The sequence below is a fragment of the Paenibacillus artemisiicola genome (genome assembly GCF_017652985.1).
GTDB lineage: Bacteria > Bacillota > Bacilli > Paenibacillales > Paenibacillaceae > Paenibacillus_Z > Paenibacillus_Z artemisiicola.
Map to the genome: position 1 here is coordinate 19,946 of NZ_JAGGDJ010000016.1, position 15,111 is coordinate 35,056.

17 protein-coding genes are annotated in these 15,111 nt (G+C 59.7%); 8 read left to right on the top strand and 9 right to left on the bottom strand.

Annotation, left to right across the window (positions count from 1 at the left end):
- Window positions 1-34 precede the first annotated feature (34 nt).
- The 3 genes from rluF to cuyB all read left to right on the top strand — a co-directional run bounded on the left by rluF (window position 35) and on the right by cuyB (window position 3,635).
- Entirely contained in the window at window positions 35-769 is a 735-nt protein-coding gene (rluF, locus tag I8J29_RS18540) for a 23S rRNA pseudouridine(2604) synthase RluF (RefSeq protein WP_208849005.1), read from the top strand.
- Between the two features lie 494 nt (window positions 770-1,263).
- Window positions 1,264-2,763 (top strand): Mur ligase family protein, encoded by a 1,500-nt coding sequence (locus I8J29_RS18545; protein WP_208849006.1) that lies wholly within the window; start codon window positions 1,264-1,266, stop codon window positions 2,761-2,763.
- Between the two features lie 152 nt (window positions 2,764-2,915).
- Entirely contained in the window at window positions 2,916-3,635 is a 720-nt protein-coding gene (cuyB, locus tag I8J29_RS18550) for a cysteate racemase (RefSeq protein ID WP_208849007.1), read from the top strand.
- 249 nt (window positions 3,636-3,884) lie between these two features.
- On the opposite strand, the gene motB is transcribed toward cuyB, so the two are convergent.
- Together motB and motA are read right to left on the bottom strand one after the other, a co-directional pair.
- The gene (motB, locus tag I8J29_RS18555; protein ID WP_208849008.1) at window positions 3,885-4,703 is read right to left on the bottom strand and encodes a flagellar motor protein MotB; all 819 of its coding nucleotides are present in this window, start codon (window positions 4,701-4,703) and stop codon (window positions 3,885-3,887) included.
- Window positions 4,687-5,487: a flagellar motor stator protein MotA gene (gene motA / locus I8J29_RS18560; RefSeq protein WP_208849009.1), complete on the bottom strand. Its 801-nt coding sequence runs from the start codon at window positions 5,485-5,487 to the stop codon at window positions 4,687-4,689. The genes motB and motA overlap by 17 nt, the downstream gene beginning before the upstream one ends.
- Window positions 5,488-5,705: 218 nt before the next feature.
- On the opposite strand from motA, the gene I8J29_RS18565 reads away from it, so the two are divergent.
- Window positions 5,706-5,999, top strand: a complete 294-nt coding sequence (locus tag I8J29_RS18565) for a hypothetical protein (RefSeq protein ID WP_208849010.1) — start codon at window positions 5,706-5,708, stop codon at window positions 5,997-5,999.
- A gap of 27 nt (window positions 6,000-6,026) precedes the next feature.
- Entirely contained in the window at window positions 6,027-6,341 is a 315-nt protein-coding gene (locus I8J29_RS18570) for a 4a-hydroxytetrahydrobiopterin dehydratase (RefSeq protein ID WP_208849011.1), read from the top strand.
- 239 nt (window positions 6,342-6,580) lie between these two features.
- Here the strand turns inward: I8J29_RS18570 and I8J29_RS18575 are convergent, their stop codons facing one another.
- The 3 genes from I8J29_RS18575 to I8J29_RS18585 all read right to left on the bottom strand — a co-directional run bounded on the left by I8J29_RS18575 (window position 6,581) and on the right by I8J29_RS18585 (window position 8,642).
- Entirely contained in the window at window positions 6,581-6,784 is a 204-nt protein-coding gene (locus tag I8J29_RS18575; protein WP_090647403.1) for a DUF378 domain-containing protein, read from the bottom strand.
- Window positions 6,785-6,901: 117 nt separating this feature from the next.
- The gene (locus I8J29_RS18580; protein ID WP_208849012.1) at window positions 6,902-7,414 is read right to left on the bottom strand and encodes a GNAT family N-acetyltransferase; all 513 of its coding nucleotides are present in this window, start codon (window positions 7,412-7,414) and stop codon (window positions 6,902-6,904) included.
- Window positions 7,415-7,778: 364 nt separating this feature from the next.
- Window positions 7,779-8,642, bottom strand: coding sequence for a hypothetical protein (locus tag I8J29_RS18585; RefSeq protein ID WP_208849013.1), 864 nt, complete (start codon window positions 8,640-8,642; stop codon window positions 7,779-7,781).
- Window positions 8,643-8,843: 201 nt separating this feature from the next.
- Between I8J29_RS18585 and I8J29_RS18590 the strand changes: the two genes are divergently transcribed.
- Window positions 8,844-9,695: a sulfurtransferase gene (locus I8J29_RS18590; RefSeq protein WP_208849014.1), complete on the top strand. Its 852-nt coding sequence runs from the start codon at window positions 8,844-8,846 to the stop codon at window positions 9,693-9,695.
- A gap of 154 nt (window positions 9,696-9,849) precedes the next feature.
- On the opposite strand, the gene I8J29_RS18595 is transcribed toward I8J29_RS18590, so the two are convergent.
- Both I8J29_RS18595 and I8J29_RS18600 read right to left on the bottom strand, forming a co-directional pair.
- Window positions 9,850-10,431 (bottom strand): hypothetical protein, encoded by a 582-nt coding sequence (locus I8J29_RS18595; RefSeq protein WP_208849015.1) that lies wholly within the window; start codon window positions 10,429-10,431, stop codon window positions 9,850-9,852.
- Window positions 10,416-10,973 carry a hypothetical protein gene (locus I8J29_RS18600; protein WP_208849016.1) on the bottom strand — a complete coding sequence of 186 codons (558 nt, stop codon included), beginning with the start codon at window positions 10,971-10,973 and terminating at the stop codon, window positions 10,416-10,418. Before I8J29_RS18600 ends, I8J29_RS18595 begins: the two co-directional genes overlap by 16 nt.
- 356 nt (window positions 10,974-11,329) lie before the next feature.
- Here I8J29_RS18600 and I8J29_RS18605 point away from each other — a divergent pair, with 356 nt between their 5' ends.
- Both I8J29_RS18605 and I8J29_RS18610 read left to right on the top strand, forming a co-directional pair.
- Entirely contained in the window at window positions 11,330-11,905 is a 576-nt protein-coding gene (locus I8J29_RS18605; RefSeq protein ID WP_208849096.1) for a TMEM175 family protein, read from the top strand.
- 307 nt (window positions 11,906-12,212) lie between these two features.
- The gene (locus I8J29_RS18610) at window positions 12,213-14,000 is read left to right on the top strand and encodes a S9 family peptidase (protein ID WP_208849017.1); all 1,788 of its coding nucleotides are present in this window, start codon (window positions 12,213-12,215) and stop codon (window positions 13,998-14,000) included.
- Window positions 14,001-14,158: 158 nt separating this feature from the next.
- Here I8J29_RS18610 and I8J29_RS18615 read toward each other — a convergent pair whose 3' ends face one another.
- Together I8J29_RS18615 and I8J29_RS18620 are read right to left on the bottom strand one after the other, a co-directional pair.
- Window positions 14,159-14,863: a DUF4386 domain-containing protein gene (locus I8J29_RS18615; protein WP_208849018.1), complete on the bottom strand. Its 705-nt coding sequence runs from the start codon at window positions 14,861-14,863 to the stop codon at window positions 14,159-14,161.
- A 20-nt stretch (window positions 14,864-14,883) separates the two neighbouring features.
- Entirely contained in the window at window positions 14,884-15,111 is a 228-nt protein-coding gene (locus tag I8J29_RS18620) for a helix-turn-helix transcriptional regulator (protein WP_208849019.1), read from the bottom strand.

The window sequence follows — 15,111 nt, forward strand, 5'->3', positions numbered from 1 at the left end:
GGTTCAGGGATCAAGTGCGGGGTGAACAAGTCAGTTGAGGATCAACAAGTTTATTAGCGAAACGGGGTACTGCTCCCGCCGGGAGGCCGACAAGCTCGTCGAAAGCGGGCGGGTCACGATCAACGGGGCGGTGGCCGAGCTCGGCAGCCAGGCGGAGCCGGGCGACGACGTCCGCGTCGACGGGAAGCCGATCGGATCGCAGAAGCGTCATGTGTATATCGCGCTGAACAAGCCCGTCGGCATTACGAGCACGACGGAGGCGCAGGTGGAAGGCAACATCGTCGATTTCGTGGGGCACGCGGAGCGGATCTTCCCCATCGGAAGGCTGGACAAGGATTCGGAAGGGCTCATCCTGCTGACGAACGACGGGGATATCGTCAACAGGATTTTGCGGGCCGAAGGCAAGCACGAGAAGGAGTACGTCGTCACGGTCGACCGTCCCGTCACGCCGCGGTTTCTGAAGGCGATGAGCGAAGGCGTTCGCATCCTCGGCTCGATGACGCTGCCGTGCAAGGTGGAGAAAGAATCGGACCGCGTCTTCCGGATTACGCTAACCGAGGGGAAGAACCGGCAAATCCGCCGGATGTGCCAGACGTTCGGGTATAACGTGCGCAAGCTTCGGCGCGTGCGAATCATGAACATCCTTCTGGGGCAGCTGGCGAACGGCAAATGGCGGGATCTGACGCAGGACGAGCTGGACAAGCTGTTCGGGCTGCTGGATTACCGTCCGGCCGAGTCGTCCGAGGAAGCGCCTTTTCCCGGGAAATAACGACAAAACCAACATCCGTTCGGGCGGGTTCGCCGGGCGGTGTTGGTTTTTTGTCTTCTCTGGCACCGATTCTATGAAAACGCGCAACCATGCGGCGCGGGCGGGACGGCGGGGCCGCTTCGTCTTGCCATCCTATAAAACATGAAGTAAAATTATAAAGGATTGTCCCGACTTTGCATAGAGGTTTTCAACAAAGTTTTCAACAAATATATAGTTCGGGCTGCAAGGCGTTTAGCGGGCCGAAATGCGTTTTGCTGCTTGGGCCGATAGGGCATACATACCGTCGTGGTCGATGACACCAGACAAGCCGTCGCCTCCTGCTAGCGCCCGCCTCCCATAATCGGAAGCATCCGAAGCCGGCCTTCGCCTTCTTCGGCATGCTCGCGGGCAAGACGATGGGCAGATTCGCGAAAAGATAGGCGAAAAGGCGGCACGGGCTGGCGATGCAAGCGCGGCCGGCTGCCTTTCCGCCGTCGAAGAAAGGACCGTGGGCCATGACGAAATTACAAGAATTGCTGCAAGCCATCACGATAACCGAAACGTATCATGCCGGGGACAGCGAGATTACCGGCATTTCCTATCATTCGCAGAAAGTCGCGCCGGGCCAGCTGTTCGTCTGCATTACGGGCTACAGCACCGACGGGCATAAATACTTGGGCGATGCCGTGAAGCGCGGCGCGGTGGCCGCGATCGTCGAGCGGATCCAGCCGGAGATCGACGTGCCGCAGTACGTCGTGCCGAACAGCCGGATCGCCATGGCGCGGCTCGCGAGCGCGTATTACGGCCGTCCCGCCGACCGGATGACGATGATCGGCATCACGGCGACGAACGGCAAGACGAGCACCACGTACATGACGAACGCCATTCTCGAGCGGCACGGCTTCAAGACGGGGATGATCGGCACGGTCGTCGTCAAGATCGACGAAGAGCGGATCCCGGCCGAGCTGACGACGCCGGAATCGCTCGACCTGCAGGCGTATCTGAAGCGGATGGCCGACGCCGGCGTCTCCCACGTGAGCATGGAGGTATCCTCCGCGGCGCAGGAGGCGAACCGCGTCGAATCGGTCGATTACGACATCGTCTGCTTCAATAACCTGAGCCGCGAGCATATCGATTCGCACGGCACGTTCGAGAATTACTTCGCGGCGAAATCCAAGCTGATCCGGGGTGCCGGCGAACGCAGCTTCGCAGTGTTGAACCTGGACGACGAATACGCGGCTTCCCTCGCAACCGAGACGCGCGCGAAGGTCATCACGTTCGGCATGAGAAGCGGCGAAGGCACGCTGCACTGCAAGGACCTCGACTTGTCCACCGGACGGGCGAAGTTCACGGTCGAGATTCTGAAGCCGTTCGAAGCGAACGGCGTCCGTCACGAGCCGGGCGAGTTCCGCGTCGAGCTGCGCATTCCGGGCCTGCACTCCGTCTATAACTCCATGGCGGCGATCGCGATCGCGCTCCTCTGCGGCGTGTCCGTGGCGACGATTCAGGAAACGCTGCGCACCTTCGGCGGCGTGGAGCGCCGGTTCCAGTTCATTCATGAGGACGCGTTCACGATCATCGACGATCACTTCGCCAATCCGGGCAACATCGACGTTACGCTGGAGACGCTCCGCTACATGGACTACGAGGACTTCCATCTCGTCTACGCGATCCGCGGCGCGCGCGGGCCGATCATCAACCGCGAGAACGCGGAATCGATCGTGAAGTGGATGAACCGGCTGGAACGCCGCGAGCTGATCGCGACGCGGAGCCGGTCGCATGTCAACCGCCACAACGTCGTATCGGACGAAGAGACCGACGTGTTCCTGGAGGTCATGAACGAGGCGGGCATCGAGGTCAAGCTGTTCGACGAGCTGCCGGACGCGATCGGGTCGGCGCTGGGCGAGGCGAAGCGCGGCGATCTGATTCTGCTCGCGGGCTGCCAAGGCATGGATCCGGGCGCGGAGATCGCGCTGCAGCTGCTCGGGAAGCCGGGAACGGAAGCGGCGGAGTAAATCCGTTCGGCGCCGAGCGGAGCGCGACGAGCAGATAAGCGGCCGAAGAGCCGCTCGGCGAACGAGGCGGGAACCAACGAACGACGAACGATTATGTCATCGAAAGATTATGTCATCGAACGATTATGTCATACGATAAAGGTTGTTGAATCATGGAACGTAAACGGTTAGGGGTTCTGGGCGGCATGGGCCCGAAGGCGACGTCCGTCTTTATCGACCTGATTATCGAAAGCACGGCGGCCGACCGGGACCAGGACCATATCGACATGGTGGTGCTGAACCATGCCTCGCTGCCGGACCGGACCCACGTGATCCTCGAGAACACGGGCGAGCTGTTCCTGCGGGAGATCGAGAAGGATATCCGGCTGCTGGAATACGCGGAGGTGGCGAACATCGCCATGCCGTGCAACACCGCGCACTATTACATTCAAGAGATGCAGGCCATGACGACGATTCCGATCATCGACATGGTGGAAGAGACGATGCGGGAAATCGTCGATACGTTCGGCCGCGGCGGCAAGGTCGGCATTCTGGCGACGAACGGCACGCTGCGCAGCGGCATCTACGGCGACTGCGCCCGCCGGTACGGGATGGTTCCGCATGAGCCGGACAGGGACGTGCAGCAGCAGGTCATGAACATCATTTACCGCGACATCAAGCGCGGCATCCTCAGCGATCCCGCCGAGCTCGAGGGCATCATCCGCGATATGATCGAACGCGACGGCTGCAGCTGCGTCATCATCGCCTGCACGGAGCTGTCGATCGTCAAGCTCAGCGAGGAAGCGCGCAAGGTCAGCATCGACGCCATGGACGTGCTCGTCCGGCGGTCGATCGAGCTGTCCCTGCCCGCGCACAAGTCCGAGCTGTTGTGACGGGCCGCGCCCGGAGCGCTGCGGCGAGCGGGAGTCCGCCTCACCGCAGCGCGACGTACGGGTAACGCCCCGCAGCGTGACGGCATGAGCGTCAGGAGCGTCAGGAGCGCGAGTAACGTCAGGAACGCGGGAAAGTTCAAGGTAACATCGGCAAGTTCGGCAGCCCGTCGGCAGCGAGCCGCCGCATACGCCAAATAACCGCCGGGAGCTTTGCGCTCCCGGCGGTTTTTTCGTTTGGCCGTATTGCAGTTATTTCGCCGCGCCGGACGCCGGCACGCTGACGGTCTTGGACGCATCCGCGTATTTCCGGATGATCGATACCTCGACGCGCCGGTTCTTCGAGCGGCCCGCGGCCGTGTCGTTGCTCGCGATCGGCCGGTATTCGCCGTAGCCGATGTTGCTGAAGTTCTTCGGATTGAGCTGCTTGTTGTCGAGCACGATGTTCATGAAGCGGATCGCCCGCATGGAGCTGAGCTCCCAGTTCGATTCGAACTCGTCGTTGTGAATCGGTACGTTGTCGGTGTGGCCGGAGACGACGACCTCGTAGTCGGAATACTTGGTGAGCATGTTCGAGATCTCGATGGCGAGCTTGCGCGACTCGGGCTTCACCTTGGCGCTGCCCGGCGCGAACAGGGAGCTGTCGCTGATCGTGATCGTCAGCCGCGATTGGTTGAGCTTCGTGTCCAACTGGGTCGTGAGGCCGTTCGACTGAATGTACTGGTCGACCTGCTTCTTCAGGTTCTCGAGGTCCTGCTGTTCCTGCTTCTGCAGGGCTTGGCGCTGCTGCTCCGACATATCCTTCGTATCTTCGCGGCGCTTGATGTCCTGCGTGTTCTCCATCTGGTTGGCCTGCGAGATGATCGAGGACTGGTCCAGCACGCCGATGCCGTTGTTGAACGCGATGTTGAACGCCTTGCTCATGTCCTGGAACTTCTTCGAATCGGTGGAGCTCATGGCATAGAGCACGATGAACAGCGCGAGCAGCAGCGTCAGCAGGTCGGCATACGGGATCAGCCAGGTTTCGTCGGCGTGTTCCTCGTGATGCTCTTTCTTATGCTTTTTGCTCAATCGCTTCGGCCCCCTTCTGGCTCAGCTTGAAGCGCTCCGTCGGCGTGAGGAAGACGGACAGCTTCTGGTTGATCGCGATCGTGGAGACGCCCGATTGGATCGACAGCAGGCCTTCGACCATCATGAGGCGCAGTTCGACTTCGTTCTTCGACAGGCGCTTCAGCTTATTGGCGATTGGGTGCCATAATACGTAACCGGTGAATATACCTAAAAGAGTAGCGACGAACGCAGCGGCGATCGCATGGGCGAGACGCCCCATGTCGCTCATGTCGGCCAGCGCCGCGATCAGGCCGATAACGGCCCCGAGCACCCCGAGCGTCGGCGCGTACATGCCGGCTTGGGAGAAGATCAGGGCGCCCGCGCGGTGGCGCTCCTCCGTCGCGGCGATGTCCTCGAGCAGGACGTCGCGGACGAGATCCTGGTCGTTGCCGTCGATGATCATCCGCATGCCGTTGCGGAGGAACGGGTCTTCGATCTCGTCGACCTTCGACTCGAGGGCGAGCAGGCCTTCGCGACGCGTGATCGTCGCCCATTCCATGAACAGGGCGATGACTTCCTCGCGGGGGAGCAGTTTTTGCACGACGAAGATCATTTTGATCAATTTCGGGAACTTTTTAAGCTCGCTCAGCGGGAAACCGATGAATAACGAGGCGGCCGTCCCGACGATAATGATGATAAAAGCGGCTGGATTTACCAGGTTTTCGATCGGGGCGCCCTTGAGCACCATCCCGAGCAGAACGGCTACGAGACCGAGCACGATACCGATGATTGTAGATTTTTCCATGACACACCTCGTCTAGTAATAAAGTCGCGACTATCGTCAACCGGCGGCTGCCGTTCAAGCCCGTGGGCGGGGTAAAAAGAAAAGAGACACGCTATTTATATCGACAAAATCGGTCCGTAGATTAGAGCTGAACGGATGTTTTAGGAGTTTTCGTCCCAATTCGTGTAAAATAGGGAGAAGCGGCTGGAAATTAGAAGCAGAGAGGCAGGCGGCGCAAAATGGGCGTGAAGCATGCGAGAGAATACGAGGATATTTTGGTGGAATTGAAGGACGCGATGCATTCGATCGGGGACGGTTACTTGTTCTTCGAGATGGAGACGGCGGAATGGGAGGAGCTCGGCGAGACGGAGCGGCTCGATCTGATGGAAGCGCTCGCGGACGACGTGTTCTACGCGCTCGGCGAGGATCCGGTGCTGCGCGTGGGCCAGGGCGTGGTCACGTACCGGCCGAAGCATCATATCATCGAGGTGTCCGTGGACGAGAAGGAGAGCCGGATCATCCGGTTGATCTAAGCCTGAAGACGGGGAAGGTGAGGCGGCATGGCTAAGCTGGAGAAGCTGCCGGCGGAGGCGGCGGACCGGGCGCTCGCCGGGCTGGAGGGCTGGACGCGGGAGGACGGGAAATGGATCGCGGGCAGCTATCGGTTCGCCGGCTTTCCCGCCGCGATCGCGTTCGTCGGGCGGATCGCCGAGATCGCCGAGGAGCTGAATCATCATCCGTTCATCGCGATCGATTACAAGAAGGTGACGCTGCGCCTGACGACGTGGCATGCCGGAGGCTTGACGGAGCTGGACTTTCAGTCCGCGGAGCGCTATAACGAGATGTACCGAGCGTCGATTGCCGAGAACCGGTGATCGGCGTTTTTTTGGGGAGGCGGCGGCGTCTTGCCGGACGAGGAGGCGCGCCGGGTTGCGGGGGAGTTCGTGCTGGACGCGGCGGAGCGGAGACGCGGAGGGGTAGAAGCGTAGATGCGTAGAAGCGTGATAGCCCGGGCCGGGCGCCGGCCCGGCGCATAAGAAAAGCCCGCGGCTGGCGCAAGGGCGCGGCGGCGGGCTCGGCTATGCATGCCGACGAATGACAGCGGGCAATTTTCTTATTCTTCCGCGGACACCTTCGAGAAGAACGACAGGCTGTAAAGTGCTGCCAGACCGACAATAATGTACACGATTTTCGCCCCGACGGAATCTGATCCATCAAAAATCTCCGAAACGACATCATACTCAAAGAGCCCCACGATGAGCCAGTTCAGACCGCCGAGAATGAGCACAATCAAGCTGATGATGTTCAAAACTTTCACTGGATCCGCCTCCTTGTTGTCACTGGCTGTGACATTATTACGGTTATGCGGCGGAGCGGGATTTTAGCACGTTTTCGTATTGTAAATTCGGAACACGCGCTCGTTGGACGGGCGTCCTTAGAGCCCTTCCTCGGGCAAGTAGCACATGCAGTAGACTTCGACGACCCCGGTATGCGTCTGCTTCCCGTACGTGTCGGCGATGACGAAGCCCGCCCGCTGGTAGGTGCGAATCGCGCGGACGTTCCAGGTGTGCACCTCGAGGTCGATCTCGTCGTGCGGCGCGCGGCGGATCGCTTCCGCCACGATGGCTTTCACGAACGGGACGCCGAGCCCGCGGTCGCACAGGTCCGGGCGGAGGCCGAGACCGATGCGCGTCAATCCGAGCAGCGGGAAGAACTGCGCGAAGCCGACGAACTCGCCGCTTTCGTCCAGGACGGCGGCGTACTGCCGGTTGCGGACGCCGGGATCGCCGAACTCCATGCCGAGCTCCAGCATGACCTGCCAGGAGGTCCAGTTATAGAAGTCGAAGGGCGGCTCGTAGCGCCAGGTCGAGAGCTGCTCGGCCAGCTCCTCCGTGAGCGGCGCGACGCGGAAGCGGGGCGGATGGGCATTCGGTTGCGGGTGGGCCATGACGTTCGTCTCCTCGGCGGCAGCGGGGCGGCCTCGCGGGGGGCGAGAACGGCTCCGGCGCAAATGCGAATATAGTTCCTTCATACTACCAAATCCGGCGGGACGAGGAAAGCGGGACGGGCAACCCGGGAGCGGAATCGGAATGAAGTCGAGACTAAGGCGGGGACAAAGCCGGGGAAAGCCAGAATGAAACCGAGATGAAATGCGGATAGAAACGGGGGATATTCAGATCGGGAACAGGTCAAAATCGGAAAAAAGACGCCCGCGGGGAGCGGGCGTCTTCGGCTGTCGCGCAAGCGGATCCGCCCCTAGGCGGCGAATCGGCGGCTGGTGCGGCAGCGCGGATGGATGGCGGAGCGGCGGATTAGTAGCGATCCATGATCAGCTGCGTTTTCAGTGAATCCTGGGCGAGGAACCAGCCCTTGCTTTGCAGGAAGCTGATCAGCTGGTCATGCTTCGTGGACGCCGTCGACGCGCTGTCCGTCTTGAAGGATGCCTCGACGACGTATTCCGTGCCCGTCCCGGCGGCGTTCTTGATCGGCCAGACTTCGATGTACAGCTTGAGGCCGCTCCAGGTGCCCTCGGAACGCTTGGCAAGGACGGGGCCGAAGTAACGGGAATCTTCCAGGTTGTCCGTGCCCCAGTCATTGTTCAGCCAGTCGTTGAACTTGTCCGGCGCGTTGTTGACCATCAGGCTGCGGGCGTCGCCGATCGACGGCAGGTCCATGCCGCTGTAGCCGGATTTGCTGCCGCTCTTCGTGCGGGTGATGCTGAGCGTCTTCTTCTGGTAGCCCCACTCGACCTGCGCCTCGTAGTTGTCGTCGCCGCTGTCGAAGCCGTCATTGTTCGCTTGCGTCAGCGCGGCGTTGATGTCGTTGTTCGTAATCGTGTAGCGCTTCTTGTAGCTGAGCTCGAAGTCGTCTTCGCCTTCCGTCTTGCGGATGCGCGGGCTCCAGCCGTTGTTGTAGATCTCCTTGCTGTTTGTGTCGAGGAACGCGACGTTCATCTTCGTGACCGTGGTCGGCATCGCGAACGTGCTGAGGACGGTGCTCGTCAGCTTGAAGTCCGGGCCGAGCACGGCGCTCGGATTCAGCAGCAGCTTTACCTCGTAATCCGGCACCATGTTGCTTGCCGCGTGCGCGGGCGTCGGGGCGACGCCCGCTTCCGTGACGAGCGATGCGCCCAGGGCGACGATGACGGCGGCCGTACCTAACATGCGTTTGAACATAAATTCATCTCCTCTATCGATTGTTGGCCCTTTCAAGGCCCGTTATGATCGTAGGGGAGTTTTGTTAACGGATCCTCTATGGAAGATATAGGAATTGTAAAGGTTTTCAGGGGAGTTGGGAAAGGCGGCCGCGATGCGCGCATCCCCCCGAATGCGGTATAATGCAGCTAAGGACAAGTTAGGAAAGGCGGATTGAATGAATTGAATTCCATCGTATCGTTAAAATGGCTGCTGGCCCGCATGTATGAAGCCGACATCGTGATCGTCGACTGCCGGTTCCAGCTCGGCAAGCCGGCCTCCGGCCGCGAGGCCTACGAAGAAGCGCATATCCCGGGGGCCGTGTACCTGGACCTCGAGAAGGACCTGTCGGCGCCGATCGAGGCGCACGGCGGACGCCATCCGCTGCCGGACATCGCGCAGCTGACGGGCACGTTCAGCCGGGCCGGCATCGGCAACGACAAGCGCGTCGTCGCGTACGACGATCAGGGCGGCGCGATGGCGTCGCGGCTCTGGTGGCTGCTCAAGTACCTCGGACATGAGGAGGTCTACGTGCTGGACGAAGGCTTCACGGCGTGGAAGAATGCCGGATTCCCGGTCAATGCCGAGCAGCGGACGCTCATCCCGTCGCCGTTCTTCGCGACGGTGCAGCATAACCTGCTCGTGGAGATGGACGAGGTGCGCGAGAAGCTGGGCCATGCCGACGTGACGCTCATCGACTCGCGCGAAGCGCCGCGCTACCGCGGCGAGGTCGAGCCGCTCGACCGCAAGGCCGGCCATATCCCGGGCGCGCGCAACCGCTTCTGGGCCGAGGGCCGCGGCGCCGACGGCAAGTGGAAGGACGCCGAAGCGCAGGCGGCGCGGTTCGAAGGGCTGGACAAGGACCGCGAGACCATCGTGTACTGCGGCTCGGGCGTGACGGCGTGCCCGAACGTGCTGGCGCTGCGGGAAGCGGGCTTTACGAACGTGCGGTTGTATGCGGGGAGCTGGAGCGATTGGATTAGCTATGAAGGGAATCCGATCGCGACGGGTGAAGAGGATCGAGAAGACGAATAGCAGGACTTTTAATGACGAATACACCGCCATTTTGCCCAAAGGCTCTGGCGGTGTATTTTTATGCCCCGAAGTCAACAGGGAGTCAACAATGCGGGCTTGAAGATTATTGCGCGAATTCATGCCGTAAGTGACGGCGAAAAATAGGAGGTATGTATTACAACACTACACTAAACATATAAGCGGTGCTGGGTTTATCGAATCCATCGAGGAACACTTCTGCCATCCAGTATTTGTCCGGGTATGGAATACCGACGCCTTGACCCAGTATGATATTGCGGGTGACATCATACATTCTGCCGCCATCGGTGCCTTCATCATCGTGCATAGCATCAATATCGCCGGAGAAAGTGGCAAATGCAAATTTGGGAAGATACGGCAGACCGGGTTTATCCGCGTATTCAGACGTAAAGTCAACATGCATAAAACCTTCCGGCACCGGGGTGTCAGCCTCCATAAATCGCCCCCAAAGACCATGCCAAGGCTCAACATCGACCCCTCGTCCGTAATGATGTCCAAGCAGAACATCATGGTCAAAGCCGGATTTATACGAAGTCAAAGCATGGAGTGTGCTTACTACATTCTTGAGGCCTGCTTTCTTCTTCTCGTGATATTCTTCGTCAGTATCGCTGTGAAATAGGCGATCATCCACGCCAATAAAGCGCATTGCCGGCATTTGCTTGTAATCGAAATTGTCAACTTTGAAACCAGCTTGTTGACGTTTTACCGTATCGGGCATAAACAAGCACCAATGTACTTGGTATCACAGTTTTTCAGATGATTGATATACCCGAATATATCGACGCTATCTGTGCCAGTTTGCCCTGTCTTGCCGCCTGCTACTTGTTGTCGCACATTGCGTTCGCGCATAGCGGTAAAATCGGTGAACATTCTTGTAACCTCTTGGGAAAGCCGCGCATCCAAATGTACGCCGGATAATTCCCTGTCAAAATCGTCCAACGCCTTAAACACGGGCGCATTGACCACGCCAGATGGTTCAAGCTCCTTTAAATACAGGCGAAGTCGGGCATTTTGTTCTTGGAAGCGCGCTAAGACGCCTTGCACTAAGATTTGCTCGTTTTCAGCCAGCTTTTCTTCCGTCCATTCCGAATCATCCATTAACCAGCTTGTAAGCTCATCAAATACGCCTGGATTCTTCCCTCTTGCTTTTCCGGCCCACCCGACAATCCGGTTATACTTATCGGCGGCAGTTTCATCCTGCTGCTTGTCGATGTCGTTCCAATCCACCCAAATAAATTCGTCCACAAGCCGATATGGCATGCTAAATCCCCCCTGTATGGTGAAATTAATAGACAGCGGATGAAAGTTACGCGATACGTCTCTCTTAAAAAGGTTTCTACCTATGAATTTGCAACAACAAGATAAGGAAGTCAATTCCTAAATATATAAGGAATGGAAAAAAGTCGCCACGGGAGAAGAGTAAGCGGCGAGCGGGCGTTTTGCGACGCGGATTCGGGGCTGCGACTGGTTGCCGGCGGGGCAGGCTGTCGCGGCCCTTTTTGGATTTTCCGTTCAAAGCTAATATACTCCACGGTCCCCGACATTTTATCCCGCCCCATCGGCGATCAATCATGGTACTATGAAATAGGATTCAAGAGGACAAGGAGGGTTACATTCTGAAAGCAAACCGGATGGAGGCCTTCAGCGACGGCGTGTTGGCCATCATTATCACGATTATGGTGCTGGAATTCAAAGTGCCGGAAGGCCATAATTGGCACGCGCTCTTCGCGTTAGGACCGAAAATCGTCAGCTATATTTTCAGTTTCGTCTACGTCGGCATCTACTGGAACAATCATCATCATCTGCTGCACATGGTTCGCAAAATGAACGGGCAATTAATGTGGCTGAATCTGCTGCTGCTCTTCTGGCTGTCCCTGGTGCCGTTCACGACCGCGTGGATGGGGGAAAGCCGTTTTGCCGCTACGCCTACGGCGCTCTATGGGATGATTCTGCTATTCTCGGCCGTCTCGTACCGGTTTCTTCATCTGGCCATCTTGAAGCAGCATGACGCTTCGTTCGCCGCGGCGATCGGCAATGGCTGGAAGGTGAAATTATCCCCGCTGTTCTACTTGGCCTCGGTGGGGACGGCGTACATCAGTACGTGGATATCCGGCTTCTTGATTGTCCTCGTGGCCGTCATGTGGCTTGTGCCGGATAAGCGAATCGAGCATGCTATGGGAGACGGCGGATAAAGCGAGGTCCACATCATCTTGCCTAGAAACACATCGTCCGGGCGGCGTTGTGCTTCTTTGCGTTGCATGCCCGGCGGCATGGATGGATAACGACTGGGCGGAACCGGAGCTCGGCTTCGAGAGACCGGCGCGGCGTCAAGAATTAACCGGCTAAATGGTTCATGGCGCGAACCCTTGCGGAGGCAGTGAATTTCTGGGAGGCGAAACAGGATTCCAGCCGCTTCGCGTTGAATTATTTAAACTTAGATGCGCGCGATGACCGATTATCGTTGGAAACGAACTTATTTCGTGGGAGGCGGCGGCAAGCATGATCCAATTTCCGAAACCGGACGTGGAGCAGTTTTTCCAAACGTATGTCATTCGCGACTTTGCGGTGGCGAAGGACGAGAAACGGCTGATTTTCAGCAGCAATCTGAACGGCCAGCCCAACCTGTGGGCGATGGATCTGCCGGATGCGTACCCGTATCCGCTGACGTACAACAACCAGAACGCGAACGCGATCGAGATCGACCCGCGGGGGCGCTTCCTGCTTGCCGGCTTCGACCGGGACGGGGACGAAAACTACCATATCTACGCGCTGCCGGCGGAAGGCGGGAATCCGCTCGAGCTGATCGAGGGCACGCCGCAGGAGAAGTTTTATGCCGTGAAGCTTTCGAAGGACGGCGAGCGTCTCTACTACGTCACCTCGAAGGACAACCCCAACTTCCTGAATGCGCGCGTGCGCCATCTGGCCGCCGGAGAAGACCAGCTGGTGTACGAAGGCCGCGAACAGCCGACGTTTCTGGAGGCGGTCAGTCCGGACGAGGACAAGTTCGTCGTGGCCAAAACGTTCGCCAACACGCATCAGCTCGGCATCGTCTTGGCCGGCGGCGAAGAGACGGTCGTATCCCCGAGCCCGGAGCGGGTGCAGGTCAGTCATGATTTCCTCTTCACGGACAACGACACGCTGGTGTACGTCACCGACGTGAACCGGGACTTTGCCTACGTGATGGCTTATAATCTGGCCACCCGCGCGTATGAGACGGTGTGCGAGTTCGACGGCGAAGCGGTATCCGGCGTTAAGTGGCACCAAGCGTCCGGGATGCTGTACGTCTGGACGGAGCGGGGCACGGAGCATCGCATGTACGCGAAACCGCTGGCGGGCGGGGAAGCCGTGGCGATTCCGCTCCCGGTGGACGTCGTGGAGAAGGCCGTCGTCGCCGACTCCGGCGCGGTGTACATCTTGGGACGCGGCGCCGTGCAGCCGTTCAACCTCTACCGCTACGCGGACGGGGAGTGGACGCGGCTGACGCAGAACCGGGTCACCGGCCTTGCCGAGGAGAACCTGGTCTATCCCGACGTCGTGCGGTTTCCGTCCTTCGACGGGCTCGAGATCGAAGCGCTGCTCTTCAAGGCGAAGGCCGACGTCGCGAACGGGTATACCATCTTCTGGCCGCACGGCGGGCCGCAGGCATCGGAAGGGAAGTTCTTCCGGGCGATGTTCCAATTCATGCTGGCCTACGGCTATAACATCTTCGCGCCGAATTTCCGGGGCAGCACGGGCTACGGCTCCGCGTTCGTCAAGCTCGTCGAAGGCGACTGGGGCGAAGGGCCGCGGCTCGACTGCGTGGCGGGGATGGAATGGCTGTTCGAGCAGGGCATCTCGAGCCGGGACAAGCTGTTCGTCGTGGGCGGCAGCTACGGCGGGTACATGACGCTGCTGCTGGCCGGACGGCATGCGGATTATTTCCGGGCGGCGGTCGATATTTTCGGGCCGAGCAACCTGTTCACCTTCATCGACTCCGTGCCGGAGGACTGGAAGCCGCTCATGGAACGCTGGCTCGGTCATCCGGAGCGGGATCGGGAGCGGCTGACGAAGGATTCGCCGATTACGTATTTGCGGCAGATGGTCAAGCCGATGCTGGTCATCCAAGGCGCGAACGACCCGCGGGTCGTGAAGGCCGAATCGGACCAGATCGTCGCGGCCTTGCAGGCGCAAGGGACGGACGTCGAGTATCTGGTGCTGGACGACGAGGGGCACGGCTTCTCCAAGCGCGGCAACGAAATCGCCGTATACCGGCGGATGCTGGCGTTCCTGAACAAGCATCGGGCTTGACTCGCTCGGCGAATCGGCGAGACGCCGAGCGCCATCCGCGCGTCCGCGCAAAAGAAGAGACCGGGATGCCCGCCGCGGCGGCTTCCCGGTCTTTTTTTGCCAGGCGCTTAGGCCCGCTACGCCCGACCCGCTACGCCCGACCCGCTACGCCCGGCCCGCTACGCCCGACGCGCGCTTAACGCCGCCAGCGCGTGCGGATTGAAGCCTTTGGCGAGCAGCCAGACGGCCAAGGCCATCTCGTTCGCCGCCACGGGCAGGCACAGCAGTCCGCCCCAGACGGAGAGCTGCGGGATGACGCCGAACATCTCGAGCAGGGCGGCGAGGAACACGAGCGCCGCGCCCGTCAGGCCCAACGCGGGAATGAAGCGGGGAACGAGCCGGGACCGCCAGAAAATATAACTGTACAGCATGGTGTTGAGGCCGAGCATGAAGTTGGGGCCGAGGAGGAAGGTCCAGTCGTGGACGGCCTTCAGCAGCGTGCCGGACGCTTGGTAGGAAGCGGCGTCCGCGGCGCCTCCCGCGACGTAGGCTTTGCTCAGCGTGAGCAGCGACAGGACGCTGACGACGCCGACCGTAATGATCGCGGCCTCCATGAACCGGAAGCACACGTGGCCGAGCGCGAGGCTTTCGTTATACCGGCGCAGGTACGGAAACATGAATACCGCGGTGCCGACCGCCGAAGCGACGAGAATCAATTCCATAAGCGCGCCCAGGATGACTTGGTTGGCATGCGAGGCGCCGTTCGTCAAGTAATCCGATCCGTTCAGGATCGGGTCGTACAGGACAAGGCCGATAACCGAGGCGACGGCGGCGAGGATAAAACAGATCCCGACGATGCGGGCCGAACGGACGGGCGATGGCATGATTCGTTCCCTCCATTTGATTAATCGCGTGTGCCGTGTTCCCCGTAATAGAACACGTCTTCCAGCGGCAAGCCGAAGGCGAGGGCGATGCGAAAAGCAAGCTCGAGCGAAGGGGAGTAATTGCCCTTCTCCAGCGCCACGATCGTTTGCCGCGTGACGCCGACCTTGTCAGCCAATTGCTGCTGCGTCATTTCGCCGTGATCGAACCGTAATCTGCGGATGTGGTTGCCGACAAGATGTTTGCTCAT

Bases quoted from the DNA above. Each gene is read 5' to 3' on its own strand.
- I8J29_RS18545 (WP_208849006.1), top strand. From the start codon at position 1,264: ATGACGAAATTACAAGAATTGCTGCAAGCCATCACGATAACCGAAACG.
- cuyB (WP_208849007.1), top strand. From the start codon at position 2,916: ATGGAACGTAAACGGTTAGGGGTTCTGGGCGGCATGGGCCCGAAGGCG.
- motA (WP_208849009.1), bottom strand. From the start codon at position 5,487: ATGGAAAAATCTACAATCATCGGTATCGTGCTCGGTCTCGTAGCCGTT.
- I8J29_RS18565 (WP_208849010.1), top strand. From the start codon at position 5,706: ATGGGCGTGAAGCATGCGAGAGAATACGAGGATATTTTGGTGGAATTG.
- I8J29_RS18570 (WP_208849011.1), top strand. From the start codon at position 6,027: ATGGCTAAGCTGGAGAAGCTGCCGGCGGAGGCGGCGGACCGGGCGCTC.
- I8J29_RS18580 (WP_208849012.1), bottom strand. From the start codon at position 7,414: ATGGCCCACCCGCAACCGAATGCCCATCCGCCCCGCTTCCGCGTCGCG.
- I8J29_RS18585 (WP_208849013.1), bottom strand. From the start codon at position 8,642: ATGTTCAAACGCATGTTAGGTACGGCCGCCGTCATCGTCGCCCTGGGC.
- I8J29_RS18595 (WP_208849015.1), bottom strand. From the start codon at position 10,431: ATGCCCGATACGGTAAAACGTCAACAAGCTGGTTTCAAAGTTGACAAT.
- I8J29_RS18600 (WP_208849016.1), bottom strand. From the start codon at position 10,973: ATGCCATATCGGCTTGTGGACGAATTTATTTGGGTGGATTGGAACGAC.
- I8J29_RS18610 (WP_208849017.1), top strand. From the start codon at position 12,213: ATGATCCAATTTCCGAAACCGGACGTGGAGCAGTTTTTCCAAACGTAT.
- I8J29_RS18615 (WP_208849018.1), bottom strand. From the start codon at position 14,863: ATGCCATCGCCCGTCCGTTCGGCCCGCATCGTCGGGATCTGTTTTATC.
- I8J29_RS18620 (WP_208849019.1), bottom strand. From the start codon at position 15,111: ATGAGCAAACATCTTGTCGGCAACCACATCCGCAGATTACGGTTCGAT.